This is a genomic window from Chitinimonas viridis, assembly GCF_030409555.1.
Taxonomy (GTDB): Bacteria; Pseudomonadota; Gammaproteobacteria; order Burkholderiales; family Chitinimonadaceae; genus Chitinimonas; species Chitinimonas viridis.
The window spans coordinates 215,385-236,548 of record NZ_JAUFPU010000019.1 but is presented as its reverse complement, the minus strand read 5'-3'; the positions used below and the strand labels follow the sequence as shown (position 1 = coordinate 236,548).

Annotated in this window: 15 protein-coding genes; 10 read left to right on the top strand and 5 right to left on the bottom strand. The window is 61.6% G+C overall.

Features of this window, described 5'->3' with window-relative positions:
• Nucleotides 1-73 precede the first annotated feature (73 nt).
• From phbB to QWZ03_RS19655, 4 genes are all read left to right on the top strand, one after another.
• Nucleotides 74-808, top strand: a complete 735-nt coding sequence (phbB, locus tag QWZ03_RS19670) for an acetoacetyl-CoA reductase (protein ID WP_284195975.1) — start codon at nucleotides 74-76, stop codon at nucleotides 806-808.
• Between the two features lie 249 nt (nucleotides 809-1,057).
• Nucleotides 1,058-1,873, top strand: a complete 816-nt coding sequence (gene map / locus QWZ03_RS19665; protein ID WP_290334447.1) for a type I methionyl aminopeptidase — start codon at nucleotides 1,058-1,060, stop codon at nucleotides 1,871-1,873.
• 169 nt (nucleotides 1,874-2,042) lie between these two features.
• Nucleotides 2,043-2,492, top strand: a complete 450-nt coding sequence (locus tag QWZ03_RS19660; RefSeq protein WP_290334319.1) for a GNAT family N-acetyltransferase — start codon at nucleotides 2,043-2,045, stop codon at nucleotides 2,490-2,492.
• A gap of 152 nt (nucleotides 2,493-2,644) precedes the next feature.
• Entirely contained in the window at nucleotides 2,645-5,284 is a 2,640-nt protein-coding gene (locus tag QWZ03_RS19655; RefSeq protein ID WP_290334317.1) for a [protein-PII] uridylyltransferase, read from the top strand.
• A 105-nt stretch (nucleotides 5,285-5,389) separates the two neighbouring features.
• On the opposite strand, the gene QWZ03_RS19650 is transcribed toward QWZ03_RS19655, so the two are convergent.
• Both QWZ03_RS19650 and smc read right to left on the bottom strand, forming a co-directional pair.
• On the bottom strand, nucleotides 5,390-6,109 hold the full coding sequence (locus tag QWZ03_RS19650; protein ID WP_290334316.1) for a substrate-binding periplasmic protein: 720 nt from the start codon (nucleotides 6,107-6,109) through the stop codon (nucleotides 5,390-5,392).
• A gap of 110 nt (nucleotides 6,110-6,219) precedes the next feature.
• Nucleotides 6,220-9,720, bottom strand: coding sequence for a chromosome segregation protein SMC (gene smc / locus QWZ03_RS19645; protein WP_290334315.1), 3,501 nt, complete (start codon nucleotides 9,718-9,720; stop codon nucleotides 6,220-6,222).
• 130 nt (nucleotides 9,721-9,850) lie between these two features.
• Here smc and QWZ03_RS19640 point away from each other — a divergent pair, with 130 nt between their 5' ends.
• Nucleotides 9,851-10,459 (top strand): arylesterase, encoded by a 609-nt coding sequence (locus QWZ03_RS19640; protein ID WP_290334313.1) that lies wholly within the window; start codon nucleotides 9,851-9,853, stop codon nucleotides 10,457-10,459.
• 102 nt (nucleotides 10,460-10,561) lie between these two features.
• Nucleotides 10,562-11,356: a substrate-binding periplasmic protein gene (locus QWZ03_RS19635; RefSeq protein ID WP_290334312.1), complete on the top strand. Its 795-nt coding sequence runs from the start codon at nucleotides 10,562-10,564 to the stop codon at nucleotides 11,354-11,356.
• 7 nt (nucleotides 11,357-11,363) lie between these two features.
• On the opposite strand, the gene QWZ03_RS19630 is transcribed toward QWZ03_RS19635, so the two are convergent.
• Entirely contained in the window at nucleotides 11,364-12,188 is an 825-nt protein-coding gene (locus QWZ03_RS19630) for an alpha/beta hydrolase (RefSeq protein ID WP_290334310.1), read from the bottom strand.
• A 102-nt stretch (nucleotides 12,189-12,290) separates the two neighbouring features.
• Nucleotides 12,291-12,902 carry a TetR/AcrR family transcriptional regulator gene (locus QWZ03_RS19625; protein ID WP_290334309.1) on the bottom strand — a complete coding sequence of 204 codons (612 nt, stop codon included), beginning with the start codon at nucleotides 12,900-12,902 and terminating at the stop codon, nucleotides 12,291-12,293.
• A gap of 248 nt (nucleotides 12,903-13,150) precedes the next feature.
• Between QWZ03_RS19625 and QWZ03_RS19620 the strand changes: the two genes are divergently transcribed.
• Nucleotides 13,151-15,325 (top strand): type IV pilus assembly protein FimV, encoded by a 2,175-nt coding sequence (locus tag QWZ03_RS19620; RefSeq protein WP_290334308.1) that lies wholly within the window; start codon nucleotides 13,151-13,153, stop codon nucleotides 15,323-15,325.
• On the opposite strand, the gene QWZ03_RS19615 is transcribed toward QWZ03_RS19620, so the two are convergent.
• Nucleotides 15,314-17,170 carry an ABCB family ABC transporter ATP-binding protein/permease gene (locus QWZ03_RS19615; RefSeq protein WP_290334307.1) on the bottom strand — a complete coding sequence of 619 codons (1,857 nt, stop codon included), beginning with the start codon at nucleotides 17,168-17,170 and terminating at the stop codon, nucleotides 15,314-15,316. The two genes, QWZ03_RS19620 and QWZ03_RS19615, sit on opposite strands and share 12 nt — an antisense overlap.
• A gap of 203 nt (nucleotides 17,171-17,373) precedes the next feature.
• On the opposite strand from QWZ03_RS19615, the gene QWZ03_RS19610 reads away from it, so the two are divergent.
• From QWZ03_RS19610 to QWZ03_RS19600, 3 genes are read left to right on the top strand one after another with little or no spacing between them, the layout of a single operon-like run.
• A complete protein-coding gene (locus tag QWZ03_RS19610) occupies nucleotides 17,374-18,120 on the top strand; it encodes a hypothetical protein (protein ID WP_290334306.1) in 747 nt (248 codons plus the stop codon).
• On the top strand, nucleotides 18,117-20,132 hold the full coding sequence (locus QWZ03_RS19605) for an MFS transporter (RefSeq protein WP_290334305.1): 2,016 nt from the start codon (nucleotides 18,117-18,119) through the stop codon (nucleotides 20,130-20,132). The genes QWZ03_RS19610 and QWZ03_RS19605 overlap by 4 nt, the downstream gene beginning before the upstream one ends.
• Entirely contained in the window at nucleotides 20,129-21,136 is a 1,008-nt protein-coding gene (locus tag QWZ03_RS19600; protein WP_290334304.1) for an ABC transporter substrate-binding protein, read from the top strand. The genes QWZ03_RS19605 and QWZ03_RS19600 overlap by 4 nt, the downstream gene beginning before the upstream one ends.
• Nucleotides 21,137-21,164 lie beyond the last annotated feature (28 nt).

Sequence of the window (21,164 nt, the reverse complement as noted above, 5' to 3'; positions counted from 1 at the left end):
GGTGGCAGCGATGCATACCCTCAAACCTAATAACGCGGCCATTCCAAGCACGCAAACTCAGGAGAAAGCCAACATGGCCAGAATCGCACTCGTCACCGGCGGCATGGGCGGTATCGGAACCGCCATCTGTCAGAAACTCGCCGACGCGGGGCACACCGTAGTCACTACTTACAGCCGGCCAGGCAAGGAAGTTCAATGGCTAGCCGACCAGAAGGAAAAAGGCTACACCTTCCACGCCTATCAATGTGACGTGGCCGACTATGAATCCTGCCAGGCACTTGCCGCCCGCATCAGCGCGGAAGTCGGCCCGGTGGATGTGCTGGTCAACAACGCCGGCATCACCAAGGACACCACCTTCCGCAAGATGAGCAAAGTGGACTGGGATGTGGTCATGCGTACCGACCTGGATTCCATCTTCAACGTCACCAAGCCCTTCATCGACGGCATGACCGACCGCAGCTTCGGTCGTGTCATCAATATCTCCAGCATCAACGGCCAAAAGGGCCAGTTCGGCCAGACCAACTACTCGGCGGCCAAGGCCGGCATGCACGGCTTTACCAAGGCCCTTGCACAGGAAGTCGCCAAGAAGGGTGTCACGGTCAACACCGTCAGCCCAGGCTATATCGCCACCGAGATGGTCATGGCAGTCAAGGAAGAAATCCGTCACGCCATCATATCCGGCATCCCGGTCAACCGCCTGGGTCTGCCGGAAGAAGTCGCTGACTTGGTGGTTTATCTGGCCGGCGACAAATCCGGCTTCATCACCGGCTCCAATATCGCCATCAACGGCGGCCAGCACATGTTCTAAGCGCCGCACCGGCCGCGACAGGTACGCAGGCTTTGCCAGACCGTTCCAATGCCTGTCAAATACGGTGAAGTAACAAGGGGTGCATGGCACCCCTTTTCATTTTCATGGCCGCAGATACACGCCGCAGCGCAGTGGCCTTGCAACGATTGTCCTTATAAATCAGCCACATAATTATTTCCAAATTGCCCCACCCCGCATCAGGCGGTATCCTTTCGCTTTGAACCGAACTTGAATGAACAGCGCCCTGCCATGACCATCGTCATCAAGACTCAGGAAGACATCGAGAAAATGCGTATTGCCGGCCGGCTGGCCAGCGAAGTGCTCGATTACATCACCCCCTTCGTCAAGCCGGGCGTAACGACGTTGGAACTGAACCGCCTGTGCCATGAATACATGGTCAATGTGCAAGGCACTATCCCGGCACCGCTCAACTATTGCCCGCCGGGCTATACCCCCTACCCGGCCGCTATCTGCACCTCGGTCAACCAGGTGATCTGCCACGGCATACCCAACGACAAGCCACTCAAGAACGGCGATGTGGTCAATCTGGATATCACCGTCATCAAGGATGGCTACCACGGCGACAACAGCCGCATGTATGAGGTTGGCACCGTTGCCTCCCATACCCGCCGCCTGAGCCAGGTAACCTACGAATGCATGTGGTTGGGCATAGAGCTGGTCAAGCCGGGCGCCCGCCTTGGCGATATCGGTGCCGCCATCCAGCGGCATGCCGAGAAGAACGGTTACTCGGTGGTACGCGAATTCTGTGGTCACGGCATAGGCAAGAAGTTCCATGAAGAACCGCAGGTGCTGCACTACGGCAAGCCGGGCACTGGCGTGGAACTGAAGGCCGGCATGATCTTCACCATCGAGCCCATGATCAACGCGGGTAAGAAGGACATACGCTCCATGCCCGACGGTTGGACCATCGTCACCAAGGATCGCTCCATCTCTGCCCAGTGGGAGCACACCATACTGGTGACCGAGACGGGCTACGAAGTGCTGACCCAGTCAGCCGGTTCACCAGCCAAGCCGGTGCTGCTCGCGGCCCCAGTCACCGCCTGACAGGCTAGGCATGCCCCACAGAGACGCCGTTTAGCGGCGTCTCTTGCATTTGTGGCGCCGGCCGGAGCAAGTACAGGGTAAACAGGCAGCTCCGGAATATAAAATCGGCTGCCGCCGGCACCGTCTATGCTGCTTTCAAAGCTAAAAAGACTGCCCTGGAGGATTAGCCATGCTAGTACCCATCGACCTGGCGGATGCGTTGCTCACCGCCGAGCTATTGCAGCTGCAGCGCCTGGCCTACCGCCAGGAAGCCGAACTGATCGGCTACCCCGACCTGCCACCGCTCAAGGAAGGCCTGCCTGAGTTGATGGACAGTGGCGAAACCATGCTGGGTTGGCGTGTAGATGGCGAGTTGCAGGGCGCCGTCGGTTTTATCGAGGACGGTGATGGTATTCTGATCTGCCGCCTGGTGGTATCACCTACCGTGCAGCGCCGCGGGGTAGCGATGCAACTGGTCAATGCTGTGCTCGATTGGGTAGGTGCGCAGCCGCTGCGTGTCTCCACTGCAGCCGCCAATACCCCTGCCCTGGCCTTGTATGCCAAGCTGGGCTTCAAACCAGTGCGCACGTCCCAAACACCGGATGGCCTGGCACTGGTCAGCCTCTTGCACACAGGCTGAACGACCCTGGCCTACAGCGCCCCATCTAATGGGAAGTGTGGCGTGGGCCTAGTTCAGGGGGGAGTCGTAGTGCGAGTTAATGCAAAGGGTTGGCACTCGGCTTGCGCGGGCGCCAGCGCCACACTTATCTGCGCTTTAACGCAGACAGGCTCATGACAAACCCCGAAATGGTTCCCTATCCGCACCAAAGCGGCGAAGATGGCGGCAAGCTTCCCGATATCGCTGCCATGAACGCTCCGCTCTCCATTCCCGATCTCAAACGCAAGCTGCACGGTGCCCGTACCGCCTTGTATGCCGACTACTGCGACCCAGAGCTGGCCGGCAGTCTGCTGGAGGCCGATGCACGTTTGGTTGATCAGTTCCTGATCGAACGCTGGCGCGAGCAGCAGATGGACCCGCAAGCCGCCTTGATTGCCGTGGGTGGCTACGGTCGTGGGCAACTCTTCCCCGGCTCGGATATCGACCTGCTGTTCCTGCTGCCAGAAGGTGCCAGCCAGCCTTTGCTGGACAAGGTGGAAAGCCTTATCGGCCTGCTGTGGGATCTGGGCCTGGAGGTTGGCCACAGCGTGCGCACCCTCAGGGAGTGCATGGAAGAGGCCAGACGAGACATTACCGTGCAGACCACGCTGCTTGAGACCCGGCTGCTGTCAGGCTCCGGTGCTGCCTACAGCGAGCTGATGGAACAGGTTTTCAAGCAGCTCGACCCCAGGGCCTTCTTTGAGGCCAAGTTGCTGGAACAGCAGCAAAGACATGAGCGCCACCAGGGCTCGGTCAACAAGCTGGAACCCAATGTAAAAGAGGCACCAGGCGGCCTGCGCGATCTGCACCTACTGCTGTGGCTTGCGCGTGCCTGCGGTATTGCCAGTGACTGGAGCGGCCTGCACAAGGCTGGCATGCTGACTGGGCAGGAAATGCGCAAGCTCAAGCGCGCAGAGAAAATGCTCTGGTCCTTCCGTATTGCCCTGCACCTGGCTGCAGGTCGGCGCGAAGACCGTATCCTGTTCGATTTCCAGAACGCCCTTGCCAAGCGCTTCGGCTATGCCGACACCAGCGCAGCCCGTGCCAGCGAGCAACTGATGGCGGTCTATTATCTGTCTGCCCGTATTGTCGCCCAGTTGCAGCCGCTGATCCTGCAGGCCCTGCGCCGCACGCTCTATGGCCGCGCCCAGTTGGAGATACAGCCCATCAACGAGCGCTTCGTTGCTCGTGGCCACCTGCTGGAGATCGCCAATCCTGAGGTTTACGAGCAGACCCCATCGGCCATACTGGAAACCTTTCTGGTCCTGCAGCAGCACCCAGAGCTCACCGCCATCGGCGCCGACACCCTGCGTGCGCTATGGCACGCCCGTCCCCGTATCAACGCCGCCTTCCGCCGTGACCCGGCCAACAAGGCACTGTTCATGGAGATCATGCGGCAGCCTTGGGGCACCACCCGGGTCATGCGCCGCATGAACCAGTACGGCGTACTGGGCCGCTATATCCCCGCTTTCGGCAAGATAGTCGGCCGCATGCAGCACGACCTGTTCCACGTCTATACCGTGGACGAACATATCCTCATGGTGCTGCGCAACCTGCGCCGCTTTGCCACGCCCGCTTTCAACCACGAATACCCCGCCTGCTCTCAGTTGATCGAGGCCTTCGAGCGCCCCGAAGTACTGTACCTGGCAGCTTTATTCCACGACATAGGCAAGGGGCGCGGCGGCGATCATTCGCAACTGGGCAAGGTCGATGCGCGCGAGTTCTGCGTCAGCCACGGCCTGAGTAAGGAAGACACCGATATGGTGGCCTGGCTGGTGGAGCACCACCTGACCATGTCCAGTGTGGCGCAGAAGCAGGATGTGTATGACCCCGACACGGTAGCCGCCTTTGCCCAGATCGTCCGCGATGAGCGCCACCTCAATGCGCTCTACCTGCTGACCGTGGCCGATATCCGTGGCACCAGCCCCAAGGTGTGGAACGCTTGGAAAGCCAAGCTGCTGGAGGACCTGTTCCGCGCTACTCGCCGCTACCTGACCGGCGAAACCCTCAACGCCAACGACGCCCTGTACGAACGCCGCAGCGAAGCCGAAAGCCTGATGCGTCGCCATGGCCTGCGCGATGATGCCCATCTGCCGTTCTGGAAAACACTGGACCCGGTTTACTTCCTGCGCCACGACGCCCCCGAAATCGCCTGGCATGGCCGGGTATTGTGGGGCCGGTTCGATCACGACGAGATCACCATACGGGCCCGACCTGCCGAGTCCGATGGCGGCCTGCAGGTGCTGGTTTACTGCCCCGACCGTCCCGACCTGTTCGCCCGCATCTGCGCTTTCTTCGAGCGCGCCGGCTACAGCATCTTCGACGCTAAGATATACACCACACTCAAGGGCTATGCGCTCGACAGCTTTTATGTCCATGTCGCCGACGGCCGCGATATCGATTACCGCGACCTGGTAGGCTATATCGAGTACGAGCTGGCCCAGCTCATCATCCGCGACGAGCCGCTGCCGCCCCCCCTCAGCGGCCGCGTCAGCCGCGTGCTCAAACACTTCCCGCTGCCACCGCAAGTGTTGATACGGCAGGACGACAAGCAGAAGCTGCACATCCTATCGTTGATCGCCGGCGACCGCCCAGGCCTGCTCTCCCGCATCGCCCGTGTACTCTCCGCGCACGCCATCGCCATCCACTCCGCCAAGATCATGACGCTGGGCGAGCGCGCCGAGGATACCTTCACCATCTCGGGCAACGCCCTGGCCGACCCCAAGAGCCTGGTGAGGCTGGAAGCAGACTTGATGGAGACTTTGCGGGTTTGAGTGATCGGCGCTGCCGCTTGCCGCGGTATGGGTGTCCTGCCTGCATGCAGTTTCAGCCTTGAATAATCAGGCTTTTGCTAGGCTGTTGCACATTCAGCTTAAAGCTCAGTATTTGTCGTACTCAGCATCGATACGCCGGTTAAAGCCATCCCGTGCCATCTCGTCATAGGCAATCTGCAAGCGGCTGATCAGCCCGTCCGGCACAGCGGGATTGCAGGCCAGATATAGCCCCAGGCTGTGGAAGGTGTATACCGGTCTGATTTCGGTTTCCAGGCCCTGGTTTTGCAACAGGATGCGGCCCACGTCCGCATCATTGGCCCACAGGTCTATGCGTCCTGCCATCAGCTTGCGCGGGTTCATTTCGTCCTGCGGGGCGGTATCGACCCGAAAGCCGCGTTCCTTCAGCCAGGCATCGCGCACATCGGCGTTATAGGTTCCCACCACATATCGGCGTACATCCGCCAGGCTCTTGATACCGTAATCTCGGCCTGCCTGGCCAAACAGCACCCAGTCGCTCTTGGTGAGCGGGCCTACCCATTTGAACTGGCCCTCGCGCTGCACATTGCGGGTAGTGCTGAACACACAGGCCTGCGCCCCTGGCCGCAGGGCCAACTCGTAGGCCCTGGCCCAAGGCAGTAGTTGCATATCGTATTGGGTGCCGGTACGCCGCATGATCTCGCGCACCTTGTCGACCGAGCGCCCTGCCAACACCCCTTCACGCATCATCTGCGCAGGGGGTGAATCCTCGGTGGTCAGCAGCAGGCCGCTTGCCTGTGTATAGGCAGGCCAGAGGCAAAACAACACAAGGTATCGAATGCCAGGCACGATGCGCTCCCGTCGGACTACCAGTGTAGTTGGCCCAAGGTGAACGCAACAGGAAAATGCCGGGGCGTATCAACCATATATTCAATGGCTTACTGGCGAAAACCCGTCATCTAAGGCGTGGCCATCTCCAGCGCCTGCTGAATATCCACCGCCACCACCCGGCTCACCCCCTGCTCCTGCATGGTGATGCCCACCAGTTGATCGGCCATTTCCATGGTGATCCTGTTATGGCTGATATAGAGGAACTGGGTTTTCTCGGCCATGCGCTTCACCATCTGGCAGAAACGGCCGGTGTTGGCATCGTCCAGTGGTGCATCCACCTCATCCAGCAAGCAGAAGGGGGCAGGATTGAGGCGGAACAGCGAAAACACCAGCGAGAGAGCCGTCAGTGCCTTTTCGCCCCCCGATAGCAGGTGGATGGTAGCGTTCTTCTTGCCGGGTGGTTGCGCCATGATCTGGATGCCCGCATCCAGTATCTCGTCGCCCGTCAGTATCAACTCGGCATGACCACCACCGAACAGCAGGGGGAAGAGCTCCTGCAGGTTGCTGTTCACCGTGTCATAGGTGGTTTGCAGCATGGTCCGGGTTTCGCGGTCTATCTTGCGTATGGCCGATTCCAGCGTCTCCATGGCTTCTATCAGGTCGGCCGCCTGGCTATCCAGATAGGTCTTGCGTTCGCGTGCAGCGTTCAGCTCGTCCAGTGCCGCCAGGTTGACGTTACCCAGGGCGCTGATGGCCTGGGTCAGCTTGCCGATTTCACTGACCAGCGAATTGATCTTGAGCCCATCGCCAATCAGGGGCAGCAAGGCCGCCACATCCGCGCCCGCCTCATCCAGTTCCTGGGTAAAGCGCTCCAGCGCCAGCCGCGCCTCCTGCTCCTTCAGCCGCAGCTCGCCCACCTTGTCGCGCAGCGGGTCAAAGCCTTGCTCTACCTGGTGCTTTTCCAGCTCTTTTTCCTTGAGCGCATTGGTGGCGGCATTGGCAGCGTCGCGCAAGCCTGCCAGCGTCCGCTCCTTGTCGGCCCGCTGGTTGACCGCGTCCTGAAAGCCAATATCGAACTCGCCTTCGTCTATACCTTCCAGATCAAAGCTGGCTTCCTCCAGCCTTAGTCTGGCTTCCTCCATCTGCCGCGCCAGGTCGCCGTGGCGGCGCTCCAGCTCGCCCAGCCGGGCTTCTGACGATTGCCGTGCAAAGCCGGTTTCCTGTGCCTGGCGCTCGGCCTGGCGCAGGCGGCCACGTTGTATATCCAGTGCGGTTTCGGATTCCACCCTGGCCAGCTTGCTGCGCTCCACCGACCGCTCATGCTCGGGCAACTCGCTGGCGGCCGTTTCCGCTTCCAGCTTGACCTCCTCGCGCTCCAAGGCCAGTTCCGCTGCTTCCTCGCCTATCTCGGCGATTTCCGCCTGCAAGGCAGTACGGCGGCTCTGCGCTTGCTCGGCCGCCTGGCTAAGCCGTGCAACCTCGACCTGCCGCTCGCCCCGCTGCTGACGTAACGCGTCAAGCTTGGTCCGGGCGTGCTTGAGCTCGCCGTGCAACTCGCCCAGCTTTTGCTCGGTGGCATGCAGGGCCGCCGTCTCAGCCTCAAGAGCCGGGCCTGCCAGGGTCAGCTTGCTAGCCAGTTCAGCCAGTTCCCGTTCGCGTTGCAGCATGCCAGCCAGGGCGTTGTCCGGTGCGTAGAAATGAATGGCATGGCGGCTGGCGGCATGGCCGGATGGCGCGATCAGTAGGCCACCTGGCGGCAGTTGCGCCTGCATGGTTGCCAGGTCAGCATCACTGGCCACGCACCATACCTGTGCCAGCCAATCAGTCAACGCTGGTTGCAACCCAGCCAGATCGGTACTGACGTGATTCAGCAGGGGGTTGGCGCCTGCCAGTGCGCTTGGCGCGGCAGGCATCGTGCCGGCAGGCTCCACCCAGCTCAGCCGCGCCGGCGCACGGTCCGCCATGCTGGCCCCGGCCCTGACCACCGCATTCATGCGCTCGCGCAGGGCTGCCTCCACTGCCAGCTCCCAGCCTGGGCTGATTTTGAGATGGCGGAACACCCTGGGGGCATCGGCCAGCCCCAGCCGTGTCAGCCAGCCATCCAGCGCCTTGTCCGCACCCGCCTGCGCCTGCAGCTTGGCCAGTGCATCATGGCGGGCACTCAGTTCCGCCCGCTCGGTACGCAGTCGCTCCACTTCGCGGCGGTGACTGCCACGGGCCTCCTCGGCGCCGTGCAGCGTCGTATCCAGCTCAAGCAGACGTGCCTGTGCATCCTCCAGGCTCAGTCCCAGCTCTTCCAGCACCATGCGTTTTTCGGCCAGCAGCTCGGTATCGGGCTCGGGCAGGTTGCGCAGTTCGCCTTCCTGCTTGTCTCGCCGTTGCTGCAGTTGTGCCAGGCTACGGTCCAGGTGTTGTAGCTGCTGCTCAGCCAATTGCTTGGTCTGGCGTGCATGTGAATAGGCGAGCTGCGCCTCGGCCAGTTCGGCTTCATGGGTCTTGTAGGCTTCCTCCAGCCTGGGCAGTGCCTCTTGCTCGGCCAGCAGGTTGAGCTGCACGTCTTCCTGCGCCATAACTGCTTCGTCGCGCTTGAACCGCCACTCCTCGCGCTCGGCCTCCAGCCCCTGAGCTTGCCGGCCCAACTCATCCAGCCGTTGTTTGGCTTGGTTCTGTTGCTGGGTCAGGCGCTGCCGGGTTTCGCGCAGATGCAGCAGCTTCTGCTCCATGCGCGCCACCGTGGCACTGGCGTCTGCCAGTATGGTTTGCGCCTCGCTGACGCGGTCATTGGCATCATAGTGCGCTTCGCGCAGCAGCTCGATAGCTGCTTCTGTATCGCGCAGTCTGCCGGTCTGCGATTCCAACGCTGTCTGAGCGGCCGCAATTTCGCTGCGGCAACGTGCCTCGTCGCGCTCAGCATCGAGCTTGCGTTGCAAGGCCAGCAGGTTCTGCCGCTCGGTCAGCCGGTGACGATAATCGTTGTATTGGGCAGCCACGCCAGCCTGGGTTTCCAGTTTCTCCAGCTGGCCAGCCAGTTCCTGCCTTATGTCGTCCACCCGTGAGAGGTTTTCACGCGTATCGGCAATGCGGCTTTCCGTCTCCTTGCGCCGCTCCTTATACTTGGATACCCCGGCGGCTTCCTCCAGAAATGCACGCAACTCCTCTGGCCTGGCTTCGATGATGCGCGAGATCATGCCCTGCTCAATCACCGCATAGCCACGCGTACCTACGCCCGTACCCAGAAACAGGTCGGCAATGTCCTTGCGCCGGCACTGGATATTATTGATGTGGTAGGACGATTCGCCCTGCCGTGTCAGCACCCGCTTGATGCTGATCTCGGCGTACTGCGACCAGGCCCCCGCCGCCCTGCCCTCGCTGTTGTCGAACACCAGCTCGACCGAGGCACGGCTGACCGGTTTGCGGCTGGTCGATCCGTTGAAAATCACATCCTGCATGGATTCGCCACGCAGTTGCTTGGCCGAGGACTCGCCCAGCACCCAGCGCACGGCGTCGATCACATTGGACTTGCCGCAACCATTGGGGCCAACCACGGCTACGAGCTGGCCCGGCACCGGTATCGCGGTGGGGTCGACAAAGCTCTTGAAACCGGCAAGTTTGACGTGGGTAAGGCGCACAGGCTGTGGGTAGGGGATGGGGTCGGCGGATTGTAAACGATGCGCAGGCCGACCGAGCCCTCCATGCATGATTTCAGTGGGAGAGACAGCGCAAACAACAGGCTCTAACATGATGAGCAAGGAGCCCACCATGACCTTCATCACCCGTCTTGCCGCCTTGCTGTTGCTCGCCCTGTTAATGAGCTGTGGCAAACAAGCCGAACTTCCCCGCCTACCCAGCACCGCCACGGTACTGGCCTTCGGCGACAGCCTCACCTTTGGCACCGGCGCCACACCTGAAACCAGCTACCCTGCCGTGCTGGCAGGGCTGATAGGCCGCAAGGTGGAAAACGCCGGCATACCGGGCAACACCACGGCCGATGGCGTGGCCCGATTTGCCACGGTGCTGGACGAAACCCAGCCGGGCCTGGTGATACTGTGCCTGGGCGGCAATGATTTCCTGCGCCGGCTGGACGAAGCAGAGACGGTAGGCAACCTGCGCAAGATGCTGGATGAAGCACGTAGCCGCAAACTGCCCGTGGTACTGATCGCCACACCCAAGCCGGGTTTCGGGGTGGATGTGCCGGATTTTTATGCCGAGCTGGCCAAGGAATACAGTGTGCCACTCGAAGCCGAAGCCCTGGAAGATATCCTGACTCAGGGCGCCCTCAAGAGCGACGCGATACACCCGAATGCTGAGGGCTATCAGCAGATGGCCGAGGCCGTGGCGGCCTTGTTGAAGGATGCTGGCGCCATCTGAGGTGCTTATGCCGCCCAGTCGCCAATCGAGCCCTATTCCGCCAGTTGGACTAAAGTAAAGCGACAGACCGGCCAAGCCGGCGAACTCCAATGGGTGGACACCATGATCAGGAACAAACTGGGCGGTGTTGCAGTCGCCATGATGCTTTGCCTTGGCGGCCCAGCCCTGGCAACGACGCTCAAGCTAGGCTACTCCGATGTCGAAAACTTCCCTTATCAGATGGGTAACGGCGAGCGGCCAGCAGCCCCCCCAGGTTTGGCGGTGGATCTGATTGACCTGGCGGCGCAGGACATCGGCATCAAGGTCGAGTTCATCCGCATGCCGGCCCGTCGGCTTTTACAGGATATGGGTGCGGGGCTCATCGACGGTGCCTTCATCTTCTCTTTCAAGGACGACAGGCTGGCCTTTGGTCATTACCCCATGCGTGGTGACAAGCCCGACTCCAGTCGTCGTATCACTACCATCAACTACGTACTGTACCAACGTGCGGATGCCAAGCTGGCATGGGATGGCAGCAAACTGAGCGGCAGCAGCATGCCTGTTGGCATCAACTACACCTTTTCAGTGGGTGACGACCTCAAGAAGCTCGGCATCGCTATTGATGACACAGCCAAATCCACCACCCAGAACATGACCAAGCTGCTGACAGGCCGGATTGATGCCTACGCCACCCTGGAAGACAGCGGTGACAGCTATCTGGCCCGCAGGCAAGAGACGCGAGTGGTCAAAATGAACCCACCCATTACCTCGCGCGACTACTACCTGATGTTTGGCAAATCCTTCATGACCAAGCATCCGCAACAAGCTGAACAGCTGTGGCAGCGCCTGGGCCAGTTGCGGGACAAGCAAACACCGCTGTTGTTGAACAAATATGTAGAACCAGGCGGTGCGCCCTGATAGCCGCTCAGTGCGCCAGGAAAGCCACAACCTGATCGACCACGGCTTGGTCACGCAGTATGCGCCTGTGCCCCAGTCCGTTGGTCAGTGTGAAGCGCGCGCCCGGCCAGGCCGATGCCAGCGCACTACCGGTGCTACTGGGAACTTCCCGGTCGCCCTGGTCATGCACTACCAAGGCGGGTTGCGCCAGCGTGGTTGCCAGCGATACGGCGTTCAGGTCCTGCCAGCGTATGCCCAGGCGGGTTTCCATGCGATGCTGCAAGCCGGCCAGTATGTCGTTATCCAGTTTGAGCAGTCGGCCCACATGGCGTGCGTAAGCGGCGACGTCCGCACTGGGCGACACCAGGGCCACACGGCCCACCGGCAGGTGCTGGCTGGACAAAGCGAATACCGATGCCGCCCCACCCAGTGAGTGCGCAATCAAGCCGTCCACGCCACCTTCATTGCGTACCAGCCGCTCCAGGGCATGGGCAAAGTGCAGCACCGATGCCTGCTTGCCTGGGCTGGCGCCGTGGCCAGGTGCGTCGATGGCCACTACTTGGTAGCCCGCAGCCGTCAGTGGCGCAATGAAAGCATGCAACTGCGTAGCCCGGCCACCCCAGCCATGCATCAGGGCAATCTTGCCCTTGCGCGCCTCACCCCAGCGGTAGGTACGCATGGGTTTGCCATCCCATTCGGCCACGGGCAAACCCACCGTATGCAGTTCGCCTTGCTCTGCCAATGCCAACCAGCCTTGTTCGGCAGCAGGCCAGGCATGGCGGGGTGGGCTCAGGAACAAACGCTCGGCCCAGGCCATGGCCAGCCTGGGTGCCAGCCGCGACAGGGTATTCAACCCGGTACGCAGCGACCCCAATGCAATTAAATTACGAACGTTCGTGCTATTAAAAGACAAGCTGGCAGTGTGCATGATGGGCTCCGTACTCAGGGTGGTGGTTCAGTCCTTGCGCAAGGGAGCGGCATTGATCAGCCGCTCCAACCCAGCCTGGGCCAGCGCAAAGTATCGTTCGTCCTGCAGCAACCGGACGTGATGGTGGGTAGAAAGAATCAGGCCGAACAATTCAAACGCAAATTGTTCGGTATCGGTGTTCTCAGGCAACTCGCCTGCCTCCACCGCGAAACCGACCGTGCGCGACAAGCCAGCCAGCCAGCCTTCCTGTTGCCGGGCAAGGTAGTCACGGACTGGGCCAGGCCTGTCGTCGAACTCACTGGCAGCCGCCAGCATCAGGCAACCGCCTGGCTGGCGGTTCGATGCCGCCCAGCCCAACCAGCGCTTGTACAGCTCGCGCAGTCTGGCCAAGCCCCTGGGCGCCAGAAAAGCTTGGCGCGAGACATTCTCGTCAAAGCGTGCCTGGGCCGCACGCAACACGGCCAGTTGCAACTCCTCCTTGGCACCAAAATGGGCAAACAGCCCACTCTTGGACATACCTACCCGCTCTGCCAGCTCACCTATGGTCAAGGCGCCCAGCCCCACCTCGCGTGCCAGCGCAATGCCGGTATCGAGTATGGCTTCTCGGGTGGTGTGGCCCTTGTTGGCAGTGCGAGACATGGTGGTGAGTTGACTTGTCTGTAAAATACGCTTCGATTTATAGCACGACCGTTCGTTTTATTGCAAGTACTTGTTGCAAAGCATGTATTTTTCCCGGTTTGTGCCGATATGCATGTCGAACCCCGAATATAAAGAGCTCCGCTATACACACATGGGGTTCGATAGCCTATACAGGAAAGACAGGCTTGGTGGGGCGTAGCCACGGCCGCATAAACTGCTAGTCGCTCGGATTCAACGGGAGTATCTGCATGCAGGCATTGTTGCCCAAGCTTGTGCGAACCCGGCCTAACCGGCTGTGTCTGGCACTGCTATTGGCCTTACCTGCGCATGCAGCCAGCCTGGGGGAATTGCAGCTCGGTTCGCAGCTGGGACAATTACTTGATGCCCGTGTACGGGTGCAGGCCCTGTCCGAAGAACATGTGGGCCTCGATTGCATCGATGCCGCCCTGCGCGAAGGTGGCGAAACCGGCCCCGCACATCGCACCCTGCTGGACTTTGTGCCGGACAGGCAAGGCGGTGGTTGGATAGTCATCACCAGCACAGGCGCACTCAATGAGCCGCTGGTATGGCTAAGCCTGCGCTTGCGCTGCAGTACCGGCCCCCAGATAAAACGTGATTACACCTTGCTGCTGGACCCGCCCTCACGCGAGACCAGCACGCCCAGCCTCCCCCAGCCTACACCGTCTTCCATCCAGCCCACCTCGCCCCCCGCCATCCTGCCCTTGGCAGGACAGGCCAGATTTGCGGCAGCCACCGCAGCGACGCCTGCCAACAGCCTCTACGGCATGGCGCGCCAGCGCTACCCCAGGCAACCCGATGCCAGGCGCTATTTCATTGCCGCTGCCCGTGCCCTGAACCCCGATCTGCCAGCCAATGGTGAGGCAGCCCTCCCCCCCGATTTCGACTTCAAGCCACCGCCCCCACTGCAACCGCAGGCGAACCCCTTGGCGGAAGCGCAAGGCGCCTGGACCGTGCAGCCAGGGGAGTCCTTCTTCAATATCGTCCGGCGCCTCTACCCCGACCAACCGGCCGAGAAGAAAGCCTTGGTCGCCGCCATGCGCAAGCTCAATCCCCAGCTACCGCGCGATGGTGAAAAGCCCTTGCCGGCGGGGATGCAGCTCAAGCTGCCGGAAGCACTGGCTGCCCTCCCGGCTACCGCACAACAGACCGTGCCTGCCCCCTCTGCGACGCCAGCGGCCACGGCCAGCCCCATCAACAACGACCGATTCGTGATATCTGGCGCCCCCACTCGCCCCGTTCCTGGCCAAACCCCGGAACAAACCGCCATGCTGGCCCGCGAGAACGAGTTATTAGAGCAATCGGCCGAGCAAGTAGCCCGGTTGCGCGAAGCCCAGGACCGCATAGACAAGCTCGATAAGCGGCTAGCCTGGCTGGTAGATGAACTGGATGAACGTGACCGAGCCCATGCCGCCGCATTGGCTGAACAGCGCAAGGGCGAGTGGCGTCAGTTGGCGGGCGCAGGCCTGCTGGGGGTGTCGATATCGGGCCTGCTGGCCTTGGGCCTGATGTGGATGTCACGCCGCAAGCCCAACAGCAGCGGTGAAGCCGAACGATTGGCCGCTGCCATCAACGGTACGGAACCACCCTCCCGCAACGCTGGCAGACCCATGTCTGCGGGCGTACGCAATCAGGCCGCCGGCGAACGCAATTTCGACTTTGGCGATGGCCTGGATGACGAAACGGCCCGCCCAGGCATGCAGACTGCGCGGGGGGCATCGGAGTACGAGCACTCACCAGGCAACCATACCAGCCTCGACGTGGACGTCTTCGTCTTGAACAGTACGGCCAGTGAGGCTGCCGTTCTGGCCGCACATGGCCAACTGGACCAGGCAATCAGCTTGCTGGAGGAGGCCATTACGGCCCATCCCACCAGCTTGGTGAACTGGATGCAGCTGCTCGAAATACTGCATGGCCATAGGCTGGCCGACAAGTTTGTGGTGCTTGCACGCCAGTTTCGCCAGCGCTTTGCCAGCGAGGCACTCTGGAGCAAGGTACGCATCATGGGTGCCGAACTGATGCCGGAAGAAGCCTTGTTCAGCGCCAACAGCGAAGCCGCCACCGATATGCTCCACCAGGTGCTGGATGCCGATGCCCCACCCGGTACCCTGCCGCCGCCCAAACCGGATCCCCGGCCCCAGCCACTGCCCGACCTGGTGTTCGAGCTGGACCAGCCCGAAGCCGATACCCGCCCACCCGAACCGCTCCACCTGATCAACGTCCCCCCCTTGGGAGGCAGCCCCGACGCCGACCCCGACTCGCCGCTGGAGCAGGCGCGGCTGTTGATAGGTGCAGGCGAGCGGGAAGCCGGTGCCGCCTTGCTGGAACATGTGCTGACCCACGGCACGCAGGATGAAAAACTCGCCGCCGCCGAGCTGCTGGTCAAGCTGACATCACCGTCCTGAAGCCAGCACCAGCGGCGTCGATTCCTCTGCTGCCTGTTCCTGCTCGCGTTCTGATTCGCTCTGCTGCAAGGCCCACATGCGGGCATAGGCCCCGCTCTGGGCCAAGAGATCACGGTGGCTACCGCGCTCTATGATACGGCCCTGCTCCATCACCAGTATCTCGTTGGCATCCACCACCGTCGATAGCCTATGCGCAATCACCAGCGTGGTGCGGTTTACCGAGATGGCGGCCAGCTCCGCCTGTATCGCTCGTTCGGTGCGTGAATCCAGCGCCGACGTCGCCTCGTCGAAGATCAGTATGGGCGGGTTCTTCAGCAGCGTGCGGGCAATGGCGACACGTTGCTTCTCGCCGCCGGATAGCTTGAGCCCACGCTCTCCGACCGTGGTTTCCCAGCCCTCCGGCAATCGCTCGATAAACTCGAGAATATGGGCAGACCGGGCAGCCTCGACTATCTCCTCGTGGCTGGCACCAGGTCGGCCATAGGCGATGTTGTAGTAGATAGTGTCATTGAACAGCACCGTATCCTGCGGCACGATGCCCACCATGGCCCGCAGGCTGGCCTGCGTCACACCACGCAGGTCGTGCCCATTGATGCGTATGGCACCCTGGTTGACATCATAAAAACGGAACAGCAGCCGCGAAAGCGTGCTTTTGCCCGCGCCCGAGCTACCCACCACGGCCACGGTATGGCCTGCCGGTATGGTGAAATCCACCTCATGCAGTATCTGCCGCTTGGGGTCGTAGCCAAAATTCACCCCCTCGAAATGCACGCTGGCTTCTCGCGTATCCAGGGCAATCGCATCGGGTGCATCACGTACTTCGGCGTTTTCATGCAGCAGGCTGAACATCTTCTCCATATCGGTCAGCGACTGCTTGATTTCGCGGTAGGCCATGCCCAGGAAGTTGAGCGGGGCATAAAGCTGTATCAGAAAGGCATTCACGGCAACCAGATCGCCCAGCGTCATGGTGCCGCGCGCCACACCATCGGCAGCCAGCCAGACCAGGCCGGTCACACCCACGGCGATGATGCCGCTTTGGCCGCTATTGAGTATGCCGATGGAGACCTCGTTGCGTATGGCCGCCTTTTCCCAGCGCTGCAGTGATTCATCGTAGCGGCCGGACTCGAACTTCTCGTTGCCGAAATACTTCACCGTCTCGTAGTTGAGCAGTGAATCCACCGCCTTGATATTGGCCTTGGAGTCCAGCTCATTCATGGTGCGCCGGGTCTTGGTGCGCCACTCGGTCACCGCAATGGTAAAACCGGCGTAGACCGCAATGGTCACCAGGGTCGCCGCCGCAAAACGCCAATCGTACAAAGTGATGAGGATGACCGTGACCATGCCGATTTCCAGCAATGTGGGCAGGATGTTGAACAACATGAAGCTCAACAGCGACCCGATACCCCGCGTGCCGCGCTCGATATCCCGGGTAACCCCGCCGGTCTGCCGATTCAGGTGAAAACGCAGGCTGAGCCGGTGTAGATGCTGGAAGGTCTCCAGCGCCACCTGCCGTATGGCGCCCTGCGCCACCTTGGAGAACACCGCATCACGCAGTTCGCCAAACGCCGTTGAGCCTAAACGCAACAGGCCATAGCCCAGTATCATGGCGACCGGCACCGCCAGCATGGCATTGCCACCCTGGCTCAGTTGATCGACGATGCTCTTCAGCAACAGCGGTACCGACACATTGGCCAGCTTGGCTATTGCCAGGCAACTCAAGGCCAACAGCACTCTCCCCTTGTAGCGCCACAAATAAGGGAATAAGGTTCTAAGTGTCTGCCAGTCGCTGCGCGGCTGACGGGTATCCGCCTTGAGAGCGGTAGTTGAGGAGGAAGGTGCTTGCATCGAGGGCATTCTGGCGGTGGGCGTATCCCGCTATGATGGTGGCTTGATCATGAATTACAAGCGCAAATCATGGAATGGTTCTTGTTGGAAGCAGGTATTGCCGGCCTATTGCTGGTACTGATCGTGTGGTGGACATTGCCCAAGAAGAAGCGCAATGACCGCGACCGAGATCCTTCCTGAAGACACTATCGCTGCGGATACGCATGACGCCAAGCTCTTCCTCACGTTTGCCGCTGTGGTTCCGCATAGGTGGCCTGCTCGCGCTGGTGATCGCCTTCGTGGTCGCCCTGCTGTCATTCCTGAACTACGCCAACTTTCGCAAGACCGTACAGGGCCTGCACGAGACCCGTTATCTGGTATTGGGCAAGGATATACGACAGACGGTGGAGGCCGGGCTATCGCTGGGCCTGACGCCCGAGCAGAACGCCAGGCTGCCCCTGTTGTTCAAGGAATTGCAATCGGCCTGGCCCGCCATACGCTACGCCGGCGTGGTGAACACCGCCGCCCAGCCCATACTGGGCGCCGGTCAAGCCGCCAAAGAGGGCCGCGCCAGCTGGCATGAGCGTATACAGGCAGGTACGCCCGATGGCATCTGGCACTGGCGGGCAGACCACGAGTCTGCAGTCGGCCTGACCATAGCCGACAATTTTGGCGGCAAGGCCGGTGCCGTTGTCATTGTCTATGATGACCGCGAAGTCGCCGCAGCGGCCAGCACGATGGCTACCCAGTTAATGTGGCGCGCGCTGGGGGTGATGCTCGCGGCGTCGGTGCTGGCATGGCTGGGCGCCTGGTGGCTTACCCGCGCCCTGGCGGCCGAGCTCGACGCTGCCGAGGCGGTGCTGGATGGCCACCCTCTCCCTCCCGATGAACGCCCCCTGGTCGCCGAAACCCAAGCCTTTGTCGCTGCGGTGCAGCAAGCCGAGCAAAGAATGGCGGGGGCGGCGCAATGAGTACCGAACACCTGCAAAAACGCCTGGCCATCCTGGCCACCGCACTCTTGTTTGCCGCCGCACTGGCCCTTACCTTGCTGGCGGCCCGCCCATTCGCCACCGCCATCGAACCCGAAATGGCCCGCAGTGTGCTGGTGGTGGGCGACTCGGTGTCGCAGTTGCTCAGCCGGGCAGACAGGCTGGCGCTACCCTTCGACCAGCTTATCGGGGTGGATAACCTGTTGGACGAGGTCAGGCGCGACAATCCTGACATCAGTTACCTGTTGGTGGTCGATCGCCATGGGCGCCGGCTCTATGCCAGCGGCCTCCCCCAGCATGAGCCATTGAAGCAGCGCTGGACGGGGTCTGCCCGCGACAGCGCCACCATAGGCCCCTGGCTCGATACCGCACTCCCCATCATGGGCAGCCAGGGTCAGTTGGGCACACTGCACCTGGGGCAGCAGGCCGCCACGGTAGAGGCGCAATTGCGAGAGCTGCTCTTTGACCTGGTTACCGTGCTGATCGTGGCGGTGCTGACGGCGCTGGAGCTGATGCGTTTTGTGATGGCAGCCATGGTGGCAGCCCCCTCCGCCGCGCTGGCCGAGGGCTGGCGCGCCGTGCGCCAGGGTGATTTCTCGCGCTATCTGCCCAGTGACTACTTTGGTGGCATAGGCCGGCTCAACGCCCGCTACAACGCCCTGACCGAAAGCCTCAATCAACGCGCCGTTGCACTGCGGGTGCAGCTGGGCGACGCTTTCGAGCCCTGTACCAGTGGGCTACGCTTTCACGCCGAGGGAGAACGCCCTACTCTGTTTTCGGGCGCCGTCGATTTCGTACGCTGGCCATTTTTCCTGCTGATCTTCTCAGATTCCTTGTCGCTGAGCTTTTTCCCGCTCTATGTCGAAGGTTTTTATTCCCCAGCCTATGGCATCTCACGCCAAGTGGCGCTGGGTCTGCCTATCTCCATCTTTATGTTTGCCTGGGCCATGGCCATGCCTTGGGCCGGGCTATGGTGCGACAGACTCGGTTATCGCCGCGCCTTCGCCATTGGCGCCGGCATCACCACCGTGGGCCTGCTGCTCACGGCCGTCTCGCAGACCTTGATCGATCTGGTGCTATGGCGCTCGCTTACCGCCGTCGGCTATGGCCTGGTCTTTGTGACCGCCCAGACCTATATCGCCAACCATACACCACCAGAGCGGCGTACCAAGGGCATGGCCATGTTCCTGGCCACCTTCTTTGCCGGCTCTCTGTCAGGTGCTGCCATAGGCGGCATCCTGGCCGACCGCCTGGGCCACCGCCCCACCTTCATGCTGTCTGCCGGCCTGAGCCTGGCTGCGGCGCTCTTCGTGCTGCGCTTCCTGGCGCGTCGCCGCATGGGCGCAGCCGTACGCAAATCGCTCAGCTGGCACGATATCAAGCTGCTGCTGGCACACCGACCCTTCCTTGTCATCACGGTGCTGGCCGCCATCCCCTCCAAGGTGGCCCTCACCGGTTTCCTCTACTACACTGCCCCGCTCTACCTGCAGGCCTTGGGTAACAGCCAGTCTGCGGTTGGCCGGGTCATGATGGCCTATGGCCTCGCCATCATTGCCTTTTCGCCCCTGGTCGCTCAGATGGCCGACAAACTGGGCCGGCACCGATGGTTTGTCAGCATAGGCGGCTTTGCCGCAGCCGCTGCCATGTTCGCGATCTATTTCCTGGACGGCACGCTGGGCGTAGCGCTGGCCATCCTGTTGCTGGGCGTCGCCCACGCCATCGGTGTTTCACCCCAGTTGGCGCTGATCTCGGACTACTGCAAAGACGCCGTCGCAGAGGTTGGCCAAGCTACTGCGACCGGTATATTCCGACTGATAGAGCGCCTGGGTAATGTGCTTGGCCCCATTATCGCCGGCGCCCTGATTGCCACCTACGACTTCAAGGGTGCCTTCTACGGCATAGGCATACTGACCTTGGTGACCAGTACGGTCTTTACCCTGGCCTTCTGGTGGTTGCATGGTAACGATGCCGAACTGGCGGAGGGCAGGCCATGAATCGCCGCATCTTGCTACAAGCCGGCCTGAGTCTAGGCCTGGCCCCCCTGCTGCCCGCCTTGGCGGCAGATCGGCGGCATAAGGTCATGCTGCTGCTCTACCGTGGCGTGACCGCAGCAGAGCGCGGCTTCATGGACTACCTGCAACGCCAGCTGCCGGTCGATTTCATCATCCGCGATGCCGGCAGCGACAAGGCCAAGCTGCCCGCCATGGTGGCTGAGGCCAAAGCACTTAAGCCAGACCTGATCTACACATTCGGCACGACGGTCACGGCCGAAACGGTAGGCAGCTTTGCCCAGCGCGACCCCAGCCGGCATATCACCGACATCCCCGTCGTCTTCAATATCGTGGCCGACCCGGTTGGTGCCGGCCTGGCGCCGGATACCCGCTCCAGCCTGCGCAATCTCACCGGGGTTAGCCATCTGGCCCCACCCGAGGCGCAGTGGCAAGCCATGCTGCGGTTTGGCACGGCCAAGCGCATCGCCATTGTTTACAGCCAGAACGAGAAGAATTCGGTATTGGCATCGGCCAGGCTGACCAAGCTGGCGCAACAGGCTGGCGCCACAGTCAAGGTCGAAGGCATCAAGACCGATGCCGATGGCAAACCCACCGTCCAGGGGCTCGCCAGTACCTTGACTGAGCTGCTGGCGGACAAGCCAGATTGGCTCTACCTACCTTCGGATTCCTTCCTGATCGCCCATGCTGCTGCCGCAGTGACGCAGGCTCAGGTCGCTGGCGTGCCAGTGTTTGCTGCGACCGAAGAGCCGGTGCGCCAAGGCGGCGCCCTGGCTGGGCTGGTCAGCCCATACTATGCGGCAGGGCAATTTGCCGGCTTCAAGGCCGAGCAGATACTGAGCGGTAAACGCAAGGCGAGCGAGCTGCCACTCGACACGCTCGCCCGCTTTACCTATCTGGTCAACATCCAGAGCGCCCGCCAGCTACGCCGTTACCCGCCGCTCGCACTATTGCGCTACGCCGAGATCGTGGGTGCAGCGCCGTCCTAAGCCCACCCGGTAAAGCCCGGGCGCGCCT